Here is a 16801-nt window from a genome sequence, read left to right on the forward strand (position 1 = left end):
ATTTATTTACCGAATAAAAGGACATTTATTGATTCATTTTCAACTAAATATTTACTTAAGGCTTCACTATCTCCATGATGAAAAAATACATTTTTTGCTTCAGACTTTTTTACTACTTCCAGAATTCCATCCCAATCCGCATGATCAGAGATTGCAAATCCTTTATCATATCCTGATCTTTTTCTGAGAGCTCTTATTGACATCCATCCACTCGCGAAAGCTGTCTGAATGTTTTTGAAATTTTTTAAATAAGAACCCTTACTTAAAGATGGCGGTAATAATACAAGACTCCCTTTAAGCTCATCTATCTTTTTTTTATTTTCAATTTTTATAGTATCCTTAATATCAATTCCAAGTTCCCTATAACTATTGTTCATTTTGTGAATACTGCCATGAGAATAAATATTGCCCTTAAAATTTGTTTGACTAATTTCGTTTAACAATCTCTGAGCTTTTCCAAGTGAATAGCAGAAAAGTAAAGAAGTTTTTTCTGGTGAATTAGTTATCCATTTTGAAATATCATTTGCTATTTTATTTGATTCATCCCACTTAAATATTGGCAACCCAAAAGTACATTCGCTTATTAAATAATCAGTTTTTACTATTTCATATTTTTTGCAAGTCTGATCTTTTTGAAGCTTAAAGTCTCCTGAAATTAGCCATTTTTCTTCAGCAAAAATAAACCTTATTTGACTAGATCCAAGGATGTGACCGGATGGATGAAAAGAAATATTAATGCCATTTATCTTAAATTCTTCTCCATATTCAAAAGTCTTAATTTTGATATTATCTCCAACTCTTTCTTTAAGAAGTATCGCAGTTTCCTTAGTAGAAATGTATTCTTCACAGCCAAATGTAAAGTGATCAAAATGTGCATGAGTTATTAATGCCTTTTTTACTGGCTTGCTTGGATCAATCCAAATATCAGCAAGTTGACAATAAAGATTTCCATCTTTATATCTAATTAAATATTCTTGTTTAGTTCTCAAAACTACATCTCTTACAATGAAGTTAATTTAGCTAATTATGCCCACGCTTGTTTTGATAAAGCTATAGCTGAAATTGTTATTAAAGCAATAACTACAAATTTGTTACTCCAATTAATCATGAATGAACTAACTTTGTTGAAAGAAACTCTATTAGATGGCATAATCTTTTTTTTATTCATAATGTGATGATTTTCATTATTTTCTAAGTAATTTAAATTTTTAATCTCATTTATTAATTTAGACTCGCAAGTTGAGAGTTTCTCTACTTGATTTAATAATTCAATATCTTCTGGTCTTAATAAAGAATTTAATTCTTTAATTTGTCTTTCGTTTTTTATAAGAAATTCATTAACTATCTCGTCTGTCCCAAAACCCTTTTTTATATTTGAAAGAATATCATTTCTTTCCCAGGATTTTTCAAGAGAATTTAAAATTTGGCTTATGCTCATTTTAAGTATTTTTACTTATGATAAATTATTATTTTTTTCTTCTGTGGCTTATTCCTTTAAGTAATTAAAAAAATTATTTTTATTTAAGATTTACGAATAAGTCTGTTAGCAAAATATTTTATCTTTACCTTTTCTTCAATTTTTTTTGAACTACTTTTAGTTTTAACTTTATTTAAATTGATCACTTCATCTGACACATTTTTGCCCGTTTTAAAATAACTTTTAATTTTTTCTAATTCTTCTTTATTTAATCTTTTTGTAGCACCTTTTGCGTTGATTCCAAGTTTCTTGCAGGCTAGTAATATTCTATTACTTTCGACATTAAGATCTTTGGCAATACTAAAAATAGGAGTGTTGATAGTCATTATTTTCTTTACTAAGTAATTTATTATTTATAGTATATTTATAAATTAGAAATTAAATATATTTTTAACTATTTTTAATTTCAAAAACTTTTTTAATTAGGCTACTTCATCTTCGAAATTATTTAAATCATTAAACTTCTTCTTCATGGTTGGATTATTTTTAGTTAATTTCTTTACTGTCAAATCTTGAGACTTGCTGTCAGCAGATAAAAGATGTTTTTTTGAGAGAACTAAAGCCTCCTTAGTTTTTTGTAAATGGGTTATTGATTTATCAATTTCTGAAATTGCATCATTAAATCTATCTTGAGCAAGAGAAACATTTTTCCCAACTGCATTTTTGAATTGCTCAAGAGTACTTTCAAAATTAGTTATGTCAAAATTCTCACGTTTCATTAAATCAATTTGTGATTTGTATTTTAAGGTTTCCATAGATGCATTTCTTAGCAGAGAAATAATGGGCAAGAAAAATTGAGGTCTTATGACATACATTTTTGGGAATCTATGAGAAACATCTACTATGCCAGCATTATATAGTTCACTATCTGGTTCTAGAAGGGATACGAGAACTGCATATTCACAAGATTTTTGTCTTCTATCTTTATCTAATTCTTTTAAAAAATCTTCGTTTTTTCTTTTATTAGTTCCATTTAAACTTTCATTCTTCATCTCGAACATTATAGATACCACTTCAGTTTTATTTTCATCAAATTCTCTAAATATATAGTCACCTTTACTCCCAGAAGTGGCATCATTATCCTTTTCGAAATATGAGTTTTTAAACGCAGAGGCACGATTCAGATTAAATTGGGTTTCGCAATGGATTTCTAATGTTTCTCCTATCATCTTTGTAGATAATCTGGATTTCATTTCTCTTAACTCCTGAATAGTCAGGTCCCTTTCACTAATTTTGCTTTTAAACTTTTCTTCAATTAATTTTTCATTAATTGAATGTTCAAGTCTCATCTTTTCAATGGAATTTGTTAATGATGAGTTTTCTTTTTCTAAATTAGTAACAGCTTCACTAACTTTGTTTTTTAAAGATAATTCTGAAATTAAAGACTGGTTTTTAATTTCATCCTTTAGCTTGATTAATTCATTATTCAGTAAATTAATTTTATTTGTTGCTTGATTTTTTAAATCATTAAGAGCATTTGTTTTCTTTTCTTCAGTTATTTTTAATTTAGATTCAAGAGTTTGGATCTCAGACTCTTTAATACGATTTTGCTCTATTAACTGTATTTTTAACTCTCGTTTTAAAATTTCCAAAGCTTTTTTATTATCTTCTTCAGCCAGAATAAGTCTTTCTTTTATTTGTTTGTTAAATTCCTCGTCTTTTATCTGAAGAAGTATTTCTTCAAAGCTGCTGGGATCAATTCGGAAGGTTTTGCCGCATGAAGGACATTTAATATCTTTCATTTTTTTATTTACAAAATTAATATTAGAAAGGATTTAATATTCGAATTATGTAAAAAGAATATTATTCTTGATTAAGAATAAACAATGATTCAATGTTATGCATTAAAAAATAAAAAAATTACTCAATAAAAGTTATATTAATCCTGATTCCTTAAGAATATTTATTTTATTTGCTAATTCAATATCTGCAGAAGATATTGAACGGTCTAAAGTTTTGTGAGTTGAAACTGTGTATCCACTATCGTCAACAAATTCGTCTTCAGTATCTTTTAAGTGGGCATTCTCATTATGGAGATCTTTAAAATTATCCGACTTGTATTTATTTGACTTACTGATATTACTATATCCAAAATTCGCAATTCCTCTGGCATCTAATGCTTCCTCAACTAATATTCCAACTACCTTAGATCTACTTATAGATTCGCTTTTAGATATTTCATCAATAATTTCAAGTACTCTTTTTCTAGGGAGATATCCTATTCTTTTAACTTTATTTTCCATGAGCCTTTACATATGCCAATATTGTAACACTTCTGTCAAATGTAATTAGATTTTGATTAAAAGCACTTTTATGTATAAATTTAAATAATGAGATTAAAGTATAATTTTAAAGAATACTCATACAATGTTATTTCTCAAACAGTCATTAGGATAGCTTTAGATGCTTTTTCTAATTACTCTCTCAGATTGGGTCGGATTTCTGAAATTTTCTTAATTTAAATTCCAAATATTATGAAAGATAAACTATATGATAATGCTGATAGCTTTGCAATGTCATTTGATGAGGCATGGGAAAATATTGATTGTAATGATTTATCATTAAAGATAGATAAGGTATTTGAACTTTTATCAGACCACCCTTTTTTAATATCTAATCCAGAAAATGCTAAAAAAATTGCAGAATTTAGAATATTTTCATTAAAAAAATTTCAATAATTATTTTTAAATTATATTAATTTTTTAATAATAATCTTAACTACTTAAGATTTAAATAGTTGGTGAATTAAAAAATCCTTTACTGTACAAAAATATTATTATGCCAATAATTGGACCTATCCCGAAAACAAACAGTACTAATTTTGCAGAATTTTTTGTTTGACCTAATTTTTGATCTTTTAAATTTGAATTGGTTTGATTTTTTTTTGATTTTTTCTTTTTCATGAAGGAAATATTACTACAAAGCGACTTTAAAAGATTTTGATATGTTACCGGGGTTGAAATAACTTTTCAATTTAACAAAATTGATATGGGATTCAAAAAAGATAATATTGTATAATATAAAGAATATAAAGGAAATATGAGTGCAACTAAGAGAGAGGAAGTATGTTCTCACCTTAGATATATAAGGTTAGAGCTCAGAGAAATGCATCAAATGCTTATCAAAGAAGATTTGTTGCCAGATCTTAATGAAGCAAAGGAGGTACTTGCACAGCTTGATGCTTTATTGGATTTATTGTCTGAAAAAAGAGTGACGAAGATAAAAAACCAATTTTAAAAACTTTCGGTTAATACGAATATATTTAAAGATAATTTGTAGCTGATTCTATTTTTTTTCTTTTATCGTGCATCTGTTCTAATTTATTGTAAATTTCTTTGATTTGGATTTGTATTAGATCTGTAGAATTTATATTACTTAACGCATCTAATGTTGATAGAAGACTTTCTTTGGCATCAATTAAATGTCTACATTCTTTACTGCCTGCTTCGTATGACATGGGATTTTTATAAACATAATTATTATCCTAAATATATTAAAAATTCTTCCGTATTGTTTGATACTCTTATTAAATCAACGTTTATTATTGTAATTTTCAATACAGAATAAGGAATTATTTTTACTAGTATTTAATAAAAACTTATGAAAGAAAACTCTAATGATTATAAATTCTGTATTAAGTTAGCCTTAGATAATGCAAAAAAAAGAATTAATCTACTAGATAATTCTGATAAAAAGTGTGTCCAAGAAGAATATAAGGAATGGATTAATGGTGGTTTAAATAAGCATACAGTTTTACTACTAAGAGATGATCCTATCATTTGAGTATGAAGTAAAAATATTTTCTAATTCTTTTTACTAGAAGTAACCCTAAATAAAAGATAAAGACTTATAATAAAAATTATTGACAGAATAACAGTTAATGAAGAAAAACTATACATATCTTTTTTAATCAAAAAATATATTTAACTATAGCAGTTAACTTAAATAAGTCCTTGAATCAGTTCTCTTTGAAAAGTGAAAGAATAAATTTATTCAAACTTTCTTTTTCTAAAAATACTTTTTTATTCTCATAGGTTTTTAATTTATTAAAAATTAAATCAACTAAGTGTTCTGATTTTGTAGTCATATATTAAATTTATTTTTCCAATAAATAGATTTTCTCTTCACCTATTTTATCTGGCTTTGTTATTTTACATCCTTTATCTTTTTCCATATTGCAATCTTTTGTGGCAGGAACAGATTTCCAGGTGCAAATTTTTTCTTGGGAATCTTCTTTTAAAATATTCCATCCATCATCTAAGTATTCTGAAATACCATCGTCTCCACAAGAAAACTTTATTTCCATTCTTTTCTTTTCTGAATAAGGATTCTCATCAATATTTTTTTCCAAATTATTAATGGGATACTCTTTATTGGTTGATGTCCTACAAGAAATTAAGAAAATTGCAATTAGAATTATCAGTGGAAATTGTTTTATTATTTTCATTTTTTAACGATTGACGATTCTAAATTATTTAAATTATAGTTTATTTTGATTCTATTAATTTTAATAGTTTATCCATTTTATTCATCAAGTCTTTTACCTCACCAGGCTTTGGTAATATTAATTCTTCAGTAACTTCTAAATGCATTTTCTTTAAGTTTTGCCTCAAATCTTTTAAATGCATTTTTACGTTTTCTTTCTTTTGTTTTATATCAGTCATAGGAATAAAATTTAAAACTTTATTAAATTTAAAGTTACTATCATAATATTGAGGAGCTTAATTTATAGAGAATAATTCAAAATTTAATTTTTTAAATTTTCTATTTCATAGATTTCTTCGCCACCATAACAAAAATTTGTAGATATCATTTTTATCTCCCTATTGTTAATTCCATTTATATTTTTATTTTTAATAATATAATTTTTAGCAATTGCTTCACAATCTAATTTGTTTTTTGCATGTTTAATAACTGGATAAAAATATGCCAATGTAGTAATTACAAATAAAAATATTATTAATGATTTTTTATCATTTTTAATAAATTCTTTAGAATATTTTTTGACGTTTAATATTTTTATTAGTAATTTATCTGGTAATCCTATCTGAACAAATAATAACTCTACCCACCAAGGAAGATCCTTATCTTTCTTTTTCTTTAAGTTTTCGGCAGTATTCATGTTCTTGGCTTCATAGTTTTGGTTTCTAACCTCTTTAGGATTAGTTGTTTGTTTTTTACTCATATCATCGAATGATTTATATGGAATGTAGAGGTTTTATTTTGATTTGGTAACTATATTTTTATTTTATAAGTTTTAATTTAATTTATCTATGAATTTGAGTATTGTTAATCTGTATTTAGAAATTTTAAATGGCAAAAAAAAGAAGGAAGTTAAATAAAGATTTTGAGAGAAAAATATATTCATCAAAAAAAAATGTCGAATTAGTACTGGCAAAAATCTATGATATCAATGATGAAGATATACAAAAAGAATATATGAGTGCCTTTAACAAAGTGGTGTACTTATATGATGAATTAAAAGAAGATTACGATCGACAAGGATTTTCTGATAATTCTGAAGAACTTCTCACAAGCTATAAAGATGCTTTTAATCTTTTCGAATCAGAATTTGAAATTTAAATTCAATTTCCAATTACCGTTTGTAAGGTCTTACAGGGATTTCAATTAGGTTTCCTTTCTGGAGGTCAGATCTTTTCTCTTGTAAATTTTTGATGCATAAAGATACCTTTTTCTCCTTTGCGCAAAATCTTTTTATTTGGTGGTCAGTGAGTGAGAATGATTCATTACTAAATGAAAAAAAGGCCAATAAAAACATTGAAAAATTCAATACAAATTTCATTTGTTCTCTCATGACTATTTTCTAATTCTCTTTAATTTAATTACTTTTTATTATAAGTATCTATAATTTCTTTTAATTCATCCTTACTTAAGTCTGTTGAAATAAAAACTTCTTGGGCTGTTTTACCCTTTCTTGCTATTGCTTTATATCCGTTTATAGTTTTCACTGATAATCTAATTATCAATTTAGAAGATCTTCCCCTGGCTCTTGAAATAGCAGCTGGAGTAATTGTTTTGATATTAATATCCAGTGCTAATTTTTGGAGTATTGGAATTAGACCTTCTATATTTGTACTATGATTTAAAACTAACCTTCCCAATTTAGATTTATCACTATTCTATTGAGAAAATTTTGTTTCTGAGAAATTAACTTTAGCTTTAAAAATGATTAAAAGTTTTGAAGTTCTGTTATATTTATAGTAGTAATATTAGCGATTTAAATTTAATGATCTTTCAAATAGGTTGGGCAGCATTGGCTGCAATTTTTACTTTTTCAATTGCTATGGTTGTTTGGGGAAGAAATGGTGATGGTTCCATTGATATATGATTTCATTTTTAACTAATGAATTCTATTTAAATAATTTTCTCATCCTAACATCGTTTGTTTTACTTATATTTATAACATTAGCTGTAATTTATATATCCTATGTCTCTTGGAAAGATAAAAAAAGATTAAAAAAATAGGTTTATTGTTTTTGTTCTTTTTTCTTTTCTTTATTCCTGAGCTCTGCAATTAATTCTTTTGCTTGTTCCATTTTTGAAATACTACTTTTATAAATTCCAATATCTTTTTCTGCTTTATTAGCAGATAAGTTTAATTTTTCAAAAATATCAGAAATCATCTTATTTGTCTCTGCTTCATCTTTCTCTTTAAGGTCATGGGCGTTTGAAATTAATATATATATAGCTAAGTTCAAAATCCTTGAAGGATAAAGTTTAGAATTGCTTTTTTCTATTAGTAATTTCAAAATATCGTTAGATGATTTATTCTTGAATTCCTTTTGAGATTTTTGAGATATTTCATTAATGTCCTTCGCTTCAAAATTTGTAGAACTGCATAAAGATTCAAAAAGAAGATCTAAATGTTTCTCAGGTTTGTATCCTTTCGTTAATTCTTTAAATGTTTCGGTGAGACCGACACAAAATAGATAATCTTCCTTAAAATCATTTTGATGGTTCAGAAGATTAAGTTCGACAAGCATTTCATCAACTATTCTCTTATATAAACCTGGAATCACGTAAGGAAATTTTTCATGAAATAACTTTTTGCTATCTGAAACAGTCAATTTTTCTTTCAATTTTTTATATGTAAACCTTAATAAGGTTAGCGTATGTTGACTCAATATCGTTAATATCTAATAAACAGATAAATATTATTATGATCCCTTTAGTTTTAGAAGAATCTGGCGGTAGTGAAAGAGTCTTTGATATTTATTCGAGACTATTAAGAGAAAGAATAATCTTTTTGGGAGAACAAGTTACCAGTGAAACTGCTAATAGAATTGTTGCTCAGTTATTGTTCCTTGAAGCAGAGGATCCAGATAAGGACATTTATATGTACATAAATTCACCAGGAGGATCCGTATATGATGGATTGGGTATCTTTGACACAATGCAACATGTTAAGCCTGATATTCATACAGTTTGTGTAGGCTTAGCAGCTAGTATGGGCGCATTTTTGCTTGCCGCAGGCACTAAAGGTAAAAGAAGCAGCCTTAGACATTCAAGAATAATGATTCATCAACCACTTGGAGGCGCTAGAGGACAAGCCAGTGATATAAGGATTCAAGCAGATGAAATTTTGTTTCTTAAAGAGCGACTAAATACTGAATTGTCAGAAAGAACAGGGAAGGATTATGACACTATCAAAGAAGATACTGATAGAGATTTTTATATGTCCCCAAACGAAGCAGTTGAGTACGGTTTAATTGATCTGGTATTAGATAAGAAACCTAATAAATTCTAATTTAATAGTTGAGGTGTTCTTTCTTTCTCAGGAATTTTTGTGAATTTGGAGAGAATACTTACAAATTCATCACCATCTAATGTTTCTTTTTCTATTAATAGATCAACAATCTTATCCATAGCTTTTCTATTTTTGTTCACTATATCGTAGGTTTCTTTATAACATTCTTTTACCATTACTCTTACACTTTCATCTATTTGTTTAGAGATTGAATCTGAAACTTCACTTCTAGTCATTAAATCTCTACCAACAAATACTTCTTGATTTCCACTTTCTAAAGCTATGGGACCTAAATTACTCATTCCAAATCTAGTAACCATTTGACGTGCCATAGAAGCAACTTGTTGGAAATCACCTCCTGCTCCTGTTGTAATCTCACCTTTTCCGAAAACTACATCTTCCGCAGCTCTTCCTCCCAATGCACCCATTATTCTTGCTTTTAGTTGAGCCCTGCTAACAAGGGTTTGTTCATCGTCTGGAGTAAACCAAGTTAATCCTTTAGCCTGACCTCTTGGAATGACGGTCACTTTTTGAACAGGATCGTGTGCTTTTACTAATGAACCTATTAGAGCATGGCCAACTTCATGATAAGCAATTAACCTCTTACTTCTACCATCTGTTAATGGTGAACCTTCCATTCCTGCAACAATCCTATCTACAGAATCATCAATTTCTGAAATACTGATAGAGTCTTTTCTTCTCCTAGCAGTTAATATGGCAGCCTCATTTAATAAATTTGCTAGATCTGCCCCAGTAAATCCTGGTGTTCTTCTTGCGATACTTTCAAGTGTTAAATCCTCTTGAAGTTTCTTATTTCTTGCATGAACTTCCAATATTGATAGTCTTCCCTTGATATCAGGAGCGTCAACGGTGACCTGTCTATCAAATCTGCCAGGTCTCATTAGAGCTGAGTCTAGAACATCAGGCCTATTTGTGGCTGCAATTATTATTATGCCACTATTACCTTCGAAGCCATCCATTTCAGTAAGCAATTGGTTAAGAGTTTGTTCTCTCTCATCATTACCTCCACCAATACCTGCACCTCTTTGCCTTCCGACAGCATCTATTTCATCAATAAAAATTAAACAAGGACTATTCTCTTTAGCTCTTTTGAAAAGGTCTCTAACTCTACTAGCACCAACACCAACAAACATTTCAACAAATTCAGAACCCGATAATGAGAAGAATGGTACACCTGCTTCACCTGCGATAGCTTTTGCTAAAAGAGTTTTACCAGTTCCAGGAGGTCCTACCAATAGAACACCCTTTGGAATCCTTGCTCCCACAGAAGTAAATTTTTCTGGTTTTTTCAGAAAAGTTACGACTTCTTGCAAATCCTGCTTGGCTTCATTGACGCCTGCAACATCATCAAAAACAACTCCTGTTTCAGCTTCCATTGCAAATCTTGCCTTTGTTTTCCCAAATTGCATGGCTTGCCCAGGGCCACCAGGCATACCATTTGAACGCCTAGCCAAAAGAATTAAACCTCCAATCAAAATAGCTGGGAAAAGTAAATTACCCAAAATTCCTAATGCAGGAGGGGCTGTTTTAACTGGATGCACATCAAAACTGATTCCCTCATTTTTTAAAATGTTTATAAGTTCAGGTGTTAAGCCTGGAAGATCTACACGCAACCTTTGAACTTTATTATCTAAATCCGAATCTATTGTCTCTATAACTGCATTTCTTCCTCCATCAAAAATATCAACAGATGTAACCCTTCCTGAATTAATATAATCTAAAAATCTGCCATAACTAACTCTTGCTACCGCAGAATTTCTTGGTGCAACAGTAGTCCCATTAGATTTAAGTGAATCAACATTGCTTGAAGATAAAAATTGGTAGGAAAGCGCAATTACTAAAAGTATAGGTAAAGCCCATAAAATTATTGTTTTAAATTTCTGATTCATTAATTTGTATGAAGAATGATTATAAGATTGTAGGATGAATCAATGCATTTCGTTGGTATTTTATCTAACTTTATGCTTATACTACCCTTGAATGTATCTAATTTATAAATGAAATTTGAGGTCAAGGATAAGGTTAAGTTGATTGCGCCAGTCTCTTACTTGAAGACTTCAGATAATATGCCGATGTTAAGACCACCTGATTTAGTGGCAATTGATGAAATTGGGGAAATCCTATCAATCAAATCTCCAGATACTGTTGAAGTAAAGTTTAGAAGAGGTTCGTTTTTAATTGATATTGATAAGATTGAGAAAAACTAACTTAAAAGTTTTTCTTCCACCTATTAGAAATTTCTAAACATATTTTTTCATTGCCCGAAATACTCAGAAAAGGTTTTGAAAAATACTTATAAGTTAATTTAAGAATATCTAACGAAGATATTTCTTCTATTTTTGAATTTAAATCGATCTCAGAAATTGGTGAAATACCATAACTAATTAATTGTATCTTTCTCTGCAAAATTTCATCTAGTGATTGATTTCCTAAGAGAAAAGAACCTTTTAGTTTTTCTTTCGCTAAAAATATTTCAGCATTAGTCAAAGGATTAAAAAGTAAATTTTTCCATAGTTTTGATAAAAGCTCAAAAGCAAAAAGGGCTTGCTTATTAGATACTGATAAATAAATTAAAAATGGTGCATTCCCACTCCTTATAGGATAATAAACACCTAAATCGTAAGTGATACCATGTTTTTCTCTAAAAAGTTTAAATAAAGCAGCGCTCATTCCATAAGATAAATATGACTCCAAAACCTTAAGTGGCAAATAGTCACTACTTCTTCGCGAGCAAGTTTGGTCCCCCATCATTATTATTGTTTGATTTGAATCATTATTAATGTAATCAAATCTATTCATAGTACTTAAATTATGATTTACACGTCCTGATTTCTCTCTAGGGATTTTTTTTTCTAATGTGCCAAAATTTTCTCCATTTATTTCGGGATTATTTGAAATTAAGAACTTTTCTCTATTTTTAAAATTTTTAAACTCAAGCAAAACATCTTCATAGGTAATCTTTGAGACATCAGCTGCATTGCCAATTGTGTTAAAAGCATAAGGATGATTTGAGTAAACAATTTTTCTCCATTTTTCAAAACAGATATTGAATGGATTCTCTTTATCTTTTTTTATAAAATTAATTGAGGATTTTTTTACTTTTTGAAATTCAATTTCTAAGAGAGTTGGTTTATTAATTATTAAATCTAATACAGGGAATAATTTGCTGAAATGTTCATTTAGGGATTTAATGCTTATTGAAATACCATCTTCAAGTACTTCTTGATTTAATTCTGCTCCATAGGACTCAATATACTCAGAAAGAGTGAAATTATTAAAACCCTCACATCCTCTGGTAAGTAATGAACTGAGAATCTTGTTTATACCTTTTTTGCCAACACTATCTACATCACTCCCCCCTTTAATCCAAATTGAAGCAGTTGAAAAATTTCTTTTTTTATTTTTTAAAAAATATCTTTTCAACATTTATCAGGGGAAGCAACTAAAGTGAATTTTTCTCCAAGGATATATTCTGTGATCTCTTTGAAATTATCCAAATCATTCCAATAATTTAAATGAATTTCTAAATTATTAATTGAAGATTTTCTCCCCCAAAGAAGTTCATTTCCAAAGAATGAAGAAAGTTGTGTAGATGTCTCTAAGTTAAATATATAATTACTTTTCACTATATTTATTGCTTTTTTTATTTCATCCAAAGTCAAGGCTTTACAATTTAGGATCTCATCTATTGTTTTATTAATTTGCTTTTCTACTAAATCAATATCTTTGCACTCACAACTCGCTTCTATTATAAATAATCCACCTAATTCTCCAGCATTTACATCTACATATACCGATTCAACAAGATTTCTATCTTCTTTTAAAGTTTTAACTAATCTGCTGTTTCTTCCTACAGAAAGTATTGATGCTAATATCTCTAGTCCAATAATATTTTTTTGATCATTGAGGTTTGGGATAAACCAAGCCATAAATATTCTTGAAAACTCTAAATTATCAAACTTAATTAACTCTCTCCCATTCCTAATTTTTAAAGAAGGTTTATTTTTTGTTGGATTTATTAAATTTGGACTTTCTTTTATGCCAGATAGATCACTTTTTTCAAAAATTTTATAAATTTCTTCAGAAAGATTCCCCGCAATTGCAATACAAATTTTTTCGGTAGTGTAATGTTTGCTATGAAATTTCACAAGGTCATTTATCTCTAAGTTTTTAATACTACGTTCAGTTCCCAGAATCGCATTGGCATAATTCGGACTTAACCAAACCCTTTTCAAAAAATAATTAAATAGTCTTTCTTCAGGCTGATCATTTTGTTGTTTTATTTCATCAATAACTACCCCTTTTTCTTTTATAAATTCATCAGGATTAAAATCTGGAGCAACGACAATATTTGTCAAAAGAGCAAGTGATTCTTTAAAGTTACTGGGTGGAACTAAGACATGGTAATGTACATCATCATAACCAGTTGAAGCGTTACTTAATCCGCCTAGGGATTCAATTTTATGGTCAAACTCACCTGGCATTATTTTGTTAGATCCTTTAAAAATCATATGTTCTAGAAAATGAGCAGTGCCGTTTTTATCAACATCCTCAAATGAAGAACCTGCTTTGCACCAAATATCAATGCTTAAAAGCGGCAATTCTTTATTATCCACAAACACACATCTAGTTTTGCTTGAATGGGTGTAGTAGTTAACATCTCCTACTTTCATTTAGGTTCTCTCTTTAAATTCTATTTTGGTACTTTTTAGCCTTGTTGTCTGAATCTTTAACTAAAACAAAATTAACTGACCCTCTTATTTTGGATTTATTACAAAATATTAGAGAGCATAGATCCATGCTTGAGGACCTTAAGAGTATAAAAATTGATCCAAAACTAACTAACATAATATCTAAAGATATAGGCAGAGAACTTTATATTAAAAATGAATTTTATAAAGCAAAAGGTTTTAGAAAATTACATATTGAAGTAGCAGAATTTTCAAAGAATCTAAAAATATTACACTGCGTTTTTTTTCCTGATCCAAAGTTTGATATCCCAATTTTTGGGATGGATTTGGTAAAAATAAATGATATTGTTTCTGCTGCCATTGTTGATTTATCACCGGCATCACAAAACCAAGGTTTGAAATACGAAAAATTACTTTCTGAAGTTGATAAAAGTTCTTTTACCTCTTTGAGAGATATTCCTAAATGGGGGGGGATTTTTTCTAATAATGTATTTTTTGCTTCCTTAAAAAGTAAATCTGAAAAAAATGATTTTTGTAGAGTTGTGGATCAATACCTAACTATTTTAATCAAATTAAGTAAGAAAGCTAAACCGGAAGTTAATGAGGAAATTATCCAAGAGAGAATAGATTTTCAAAAAAAATATTGTGTTCAACAAATGAAAAATGAAAAGACTAGCATGGTTCTTTTAAAATATTTTGATGAAAAATGGGTAAATAACTATATCAAAACAGTACTCTTCGATTTTTAATGAAATTGAAAATATTAAAAAATTTATTTATTTATTTTTTATTATTTACACCAATATCTCTTGGTGTTATTTCCTGTTCTGGAAATAATAAATCTAGTTCAAAATTTAAAGAGGAAATAACTTCAGATTTTATACCTCCTATTACAGCTGTTGCAGCACTTGGTCAACTTTCTCCTTCGGGAGAGATTAGACAATTGGCAGCTCCAATAAGTCAGTTTGGCTCTTCCCCCCGAATTGTCGAAATTTTAGTAAATGAAGGAGATTTCGTAAAAAAAGGTGATATACTCGCAACCTTTGAAAATGGAGAAAAATTAATTGCTGATCTTGAAAGAAACGAAAATCTAATTAATACTATCAACAAAGAAATTATCCTAAAGAAAGATCAAATTCAAAGGTATGAGTTAGCTTTGAGCAAAGATGTATATTCTTTTGTAGATTTTTCACAGAGAAAAGATGAACTTTTAAAATTGCAAAAACAGAAAATAAACCTTATCGGAGATCAAAAAAATATCAAGATAGATCTATTTAATTCAAAACTAAGGAGTCCAATCGATGGTTTTATCCTTGGAATAAACACGAGAGTTGGTGAAAGGCCTCAAAATGAAGGGATTTTGGATATTGGTTCTAGTCAAAAAATGGAAGCTTTGATAGAGGTTTATGAATCTGACATCGATAGAGTCTTTATCTCTCAGAATGTTGAATTGAGCAGTGAGAATGGAGGTTTCCAAAAAAATCTTAAGGGAAAAGTGATTAGGATTAGTCCTCAGGTAAAACAAAGAAAAGTTCTATCGACTGATCCAACGGGGGATGCTGATTCACGAATTATTGAGGTACTAGTAAAACTAGATAAAGATTCTATAGATATTGTTCAAAACTACGCAGGAATGAAAGTGATTGCAAAATTTATTCCCTAATGATTTTTTCTTTTTTAAAATTTAGAAAAATACCATTAGCTTGGTTGTTATTAACTAGGCAACCATTAAGGCTAGCAGTTGCCATAGCTGGAATCAGTTTTGCAGGAATTTTGATGTTTATGCAATTAGGTTTTAGAGATGGTTTATTTGACACGAGCGTAACTATTCATAAACTTCTAGATGCCGATCTTGTTTTGATAAGTCCCAGATCAAAAAGTTCTATAAGCATGAGTGGATTCCCAAAAAGAAGATTAATTCAAACTCTCGCAGTAGAAGATGTTGAAAAAACTGCTCCCGTTAATCTAAATTATTTACTTTGGAGAAATCCTGAAAACCTTAAAACTAGATCAATACTTGCATTAGGTTTCAATCCCTCCGATTCACTTCTTTTAGATAAGGGATTCTCAAAGAAAGCTTATAAATTGAGAAATCCATCAAGAGTTCTTTTTGACAAACTATCTAGACCTGAATTTGGACCGATTGAAGAATGGTTCTTATCTGAAAAAAAAGTTGAGACTGAGGTTGCTGGGAAAAGAGTAATTGTTGAGGGCCTTGTGGAGTTGGGACCATCTTTTGGTGCAGATGGTAATTTGATAACTAGTCGAGAAACCTTCTTAAGACTTTTTCCTGCTAATCCTCCTGGCAGTATAGAAATTGGTTTGGTAAAGCTAAAAAAAGGATCTGATCCTGAATTGATTTCAAGGATATTAAATAACTCACTCCCAAATGATGTTAGGGTTCTTACAAAAAATCAATTTATAGAATTTGAGAAGAATTATTGGAAAAATAGTACTGCAATAGGTTTTATATTTAGTTTGGGAGCATTGATGGGTTTCGTTGTAGGGTGTGTGGTTGTTTATCAAATTCTTTATAGTGACGTTACAGATCACCTCCCAGAGTACGCCACCTTATTGGCAATGGGGTATAGACTTAAGTCCCTTTTCTTTGTTGTAGCTAGAGAGGGGGTTTTGTTGGCATTGTTTGGTTATTTACCTGCTTATTTCTCTGGTCAAATACTTTATTCAGTTATAAGAAGTTCTACTAAACTCCCAATAATAATGGACGCAGATAAAACTATTTTAATTTTCGTATTAGTTTTAGTTATGTGTATGGGGTCCGCCGCTGTTGCGATGCGTAAATTAGTTGACGCTGATCCTGCCGAAATTTTTTAACAATTGAAG

25 protein-coding genes are annotated in these 16801 nt (G+C 29.0%); 10 read left to right on the top strand and 15 right to left on the bottom strand.

Annotated features, from left to right (window positions below):
- Positions 1-2: 2 nt before the first annotated feature.
- The 5 genes from HA149_RS03790 to HA149_RS03810 form a co-directional block, all read right to left on the bottom strand.
- The gene (locus HA149_RS03790; protein WP_209113163.1) at positions 3-989 is read right to left on the bottom strand and encodes a ligase-associated DNA damage response exonuclease; all 987 of its coding nucleotides are present in this window, start codon (positions 987-989) and stop codon (positions 3-5) included.
- A 35-nt stretch (positions 990-1024) separates the two neighbouring features.
- Positions 1025-1438 (bottom strand): competence protein ComC, encoded by a 414-nt coding sequence (locus HA149_RS03795; RefSeq protein WP_209113165.1) that lies wholly within the window; start codon positions 1436-1438, stop codon positions 1025-1027.
- A gap of 83 nt (positions 1439-1521) precedes the next feature.
- Positions 1522-1803 (bottom strand): translation initiation factor IF-2 N-terminal domain-containing protein, encoded by a 282-nt coding sequence (locus tag HA149_RS03800; protein ID WP_209113167.1) that lies wholly within the window; start codon positions 1801-1803, stop codon positions 1522-1524.
- 96 nt (positions 1804-1899) lie between these two features.
- Complete coding sequence (locus tag HA149_RS03805; RefSeq protein ID WP_209113169.1) at positions 1900-3219, bottom strand: DUF2130 domain-containing protein; 1320 nt, start codon at positions 3217-3219, stop codon at positions 1900-1902.
- A gap of 132 nt (positions 3220-3351) precedes the next feature.
- Positions 3352-3720, bottom strand: coding sequence for a CopG family transcriptional regulator (locus HA149_RS03810; RefSeq protein ID WP_209113171.1), 369 nt, complete (start codon positions 3718-3720; stop codon positions 3352-3354).
- A 231-nt stretch (positions 3721-3951) separates the two neighbouring features.
- Between HA149_RS03810 and HA149_RS03815 the strand changes: the two genes are divergently transcribed.
- The gene (locus tag HA149_RS03815) at positions 3952-4155 is read left to right on the top strand and encodes a hypothetical protein (protein ID WP_209113173.1); all 204 of its coding nucleotides are present in this window, start codon (positions 3952-3954) and stop codon (positions 4153-4155) included.
- 51 nt (positions 4156-4206) lie between these two features.
- Here the strand turns inward: HA149_RS03815 and HA149_RS03820 are convergent, their stop codons facing one another.
- Entirely contained in the window at positions 4207-4380 is a 174-nt protein-coding gene (locus HA149_RS03820; protein WP_198936906.1) for a hypothetical protein, read from the bottom strand.
- 136 nt (positions 4381-4516) lie between these two features.
- Here HA149_RS03820 and HA149_RS03825 point away from each other — a divergent pair, with 136 nt between their 5' ends.
- Positions 4517-4714, top strand: a complete 198-nt coding sequence (locus HA149_RS03825; RefSeq protein ID WP_209113175.1) for a hypothetical protein — start codon at positions 4517-4519, stop codon at positions 4712-4714.
- Positions 4715-4739: 25 nt separating this feature from the next.
- On the opposite strand, the gene HA149_RS03830 is transcribed toward HA149_RS03825, so the two are convergent.
- Complete coding sequence (locus tag HA149_RS03830) at positions 4740-4934, bottom strand: hypothetical protein (protein ID WP_209113177.1); 195 nt, start codon at positions 4932-4934, stop codon at positions 4740-4742.
- Between the two features lie 143 nt (positions 4935-5077).
- Here HA149_RS03830 and HA149_RS03835 point away from each other — a divergent pair, with 143 nt between their 5' ends.
- Entirely contained in the window at positions 5078-5260 is a 183-nt protein-coding gene (locus HA149_RS03835; protein WP_209113180.1) for a hypothetical protein, read from the top strand.
- Between the two features lie 313 nt (positions 5261-5573).
- Here the strand turns inward: HA149_RS03835 and HA149_RS03840 are convergent, their stop codons facing one another.
- The 3 genes from HA149_RS03840 to HA149_RS03850 form a co-directional block, all read right to left on the bottom strand.
- Complete coding sequence (locus tag HA149_RS03840) at positions 5574-5924, bottom strand: alpha-2-macroglobulin (RefSeq protein WP_209113182.1); 351 nt, start codon at positions 5922-5924, stop codon at positions 5574-5576.
- A 40-nt stretch (positions 5925-5964) separates the two neighbouring features.
- Complete coding sequence (locus HA149_RS03845) at positions 5965-6141, bottom strand: hypothetical protein (protein WP_209113184.1); 177 nt, start codon at positions 6139-6141, stop codon at positions 5965-5967.
- Positions 6142-6224: 83 nt separating this feature from the next.
- The gene (locus tag HA149_RS03850) at positions 6225-6662 is read right to left on the bottom strand and encodes a hypothetical protein (protein WP_209113186.1); all 438 of its coding nucleotides are present in this window, start codon (positions 6660-6662) and stop codon (positions 6225-6227) included.
- A gap of 128 nt (positions 6663-6790) precedes the next feature.
- Here HA149_RS03850 and HA149_RS03855 point away from each other — a divergent pair, with 128 nt between their 5' ends.
- Entirely contained in the window at positions 6791-7060 is a 270-nt protein-coding gene (locus HA149_RS03855) for a hypothetical protein (protein WP_209113188.1), read from the top strand.
- 260 nt (positions 7061-7320) lie between these two features.
- Here the strand turns inward: HA149_RS03855 and HA149_RS03860 are convergent, their stop codons facing one another.
- A complete protein-coding gene (locus HA149_RS03860) occupies positions 7321-7599 on the bottom strand; it encodes a DUF2103 domain-containing protein (protein ID WP_209113190.1) in 279 nt (92 codons plus the stop codon).
- Between the two features lie 125 nt (positions 7600-7724).
- On the opposite strand from HA149_RS03860, the gene petN reads away from it, so the two are divergent.
- Positions 7725-7826: a cytochrome b6-f complex subunit PetN gene (gene petN, locus HA149_RS03865; RefSeq protein WP_011376303.1), complete on the top strand. Its 102-nt coding sequence runs from the start codon at positions 7725-7727 to the stop codon at positions 7824-7826.
- 139 nt (positions 7827-7965) lie between these two features.
- On the opposite strand, the gene psb29 is transcribed toward petN, so the two are convergent.
- On the bottom strand, positions 7966-8622 hold the full coding sequence (psb29, locus tag HA149_RS03870; protein ID WP_209113193.1) for a photosystem II biogenesis protein Psp29: 657 nt from the start codon (positions 8620-8622) through the stop codon (positions 7966-7968).
- Positions 8623-8654: 32 nt separating this feature from the next.
- Here psb29 and clpP point away from each other — a divergent pair, with 32 nt between their 5' ends.
- Complete coding sequence (gene clpP, locus HA149_RS03875) at positions 8655-9245, top strand: ATP-dependent Clp endopeptidase proteolytic subunit ClpP (protein ID WP_348535639.1); 591 nt, start codon at positions 8655-8657, stop codon at positions 9243-9245.
- Here clpP and ftsH read toward each other — a convergent pair.
- Positions 9242-11155: an ATP-dependent zinc metalloprotease FtsH gene (ftsH, locus tag HA149_RS03880; protein WP_209113197.1), complete on the bottom strand. Its 1914-nt coding sequence runs from the start codon at positions 11153-11155 to the stop codon at positions 9242-9244. The two genes, clpP and ftsH, sit on opposite strands and share 4 nt — an antisense overlap.
- 108 nt (positions 11156-11263) lie before the next feature.
- Between ftsH and HA149_RS03885 the strand changes: the two genes are divergently transcribed.
- Positions 11264-11473 (top strand): NAD(P)H dehydrogenase assembly family protein, encoded by a 210-nt coding sequence (locus HA149_RS03885; protein ID WP_209113199.1) that lies wholly within the window; start codon positions 11264-11266, stop codon positions 11471-11473.
- 1 nt (position 11474) lies between these two features.
- Here HA149_RS03885 and HA149_RS03890 read toward each other — a convergent pair whose 3' ends face one another.
- Together HA149_RS03890 and HA149_RS03895 are read right to left on the bottom strand one after the other, a co-directional pair.
- Positions 11475-12692 (bottom strand): M16 family metallopeptidase, encoded by a 1218-nt coding sequence (locus tag HA149_RS03890; protein ID WP_209113201.1) that lies wholly within the window; start codon positions 12690-12692, stop codon positions 11475-11477.
- The gene (locus tag HA149_RS03895; protein ID WP_209113203.1) at positions 12686-13939 is read right to left on the bottom strand and encodes a M16 family metallopeptidase; all 1254 of its coding nucleotides are present in this window, start codon (positions 13937-13939) and stop codon (positions 12686-12688) included. Before HA149_RS03895 ends, HA149_RS03890 begins: the two co-directional genes overlap by 7 nt.
- Before the next feature lie 41 nt (positions 13940-13980).
- On the opposite strand from HA149_RS03895, the gene HA149_RS03900 reads away from it, so the two are divergent.
- Genes HA149_RS03900 through devC form a run of 3 tightly spaced genes read left to right on the top strand, consistent with a single transcriptional unit; the run spans position 13981 to position 16792 of the window.
- Entirely contained in the window at positions 13981-14706 is a 726-nt protein-coding gene (locus HA149_RS03900; RefSeq protein WP_209113205.1) for a phycocyanobilin:ferredoxin oxidoreductase, read from the top strand.
- Entirely contained in the window at positions 14706-15620 is a 915-nt protein-coding gene (locus HA149_RS03905) for an HlyD family efflux transporter periplasmic adaptor subunit (RefSeq protein WP_209113207.1), read from the top strand. Before HA149_RS03900 ends, HA149_RS03905 begins: the two co-directional genes overlap by 1 nt.
- On the top strand, positions 15620-16792 hold the full coding sequence (devC, locus tag HA149_RS03910) for an ABC transporter permease DevC (RefSeq protein ID WP_209113209.1): 1173 nt from the start codon (positions 15620-15622) through the stop codon (positions 16790-16792). Before HA149_RS03905 ends, devC begins: the two co-directional genes overlap by 1 nt.
- The last annotated feature ends 9 nt before the right edge of the window (positions 16793-16801 follow it).

Origin of the sequence: Prochlorococcus marinus XMU1406, assembly GCF_017696055.1 — a bacterium.
Lineage (GTDB): Bacteria > Cyanobacteriota > Cyanobacteriia > PCC-6307 > Cyanobiaceae > Prochlorococcus_A > Prochlorococcus_A marinus_W.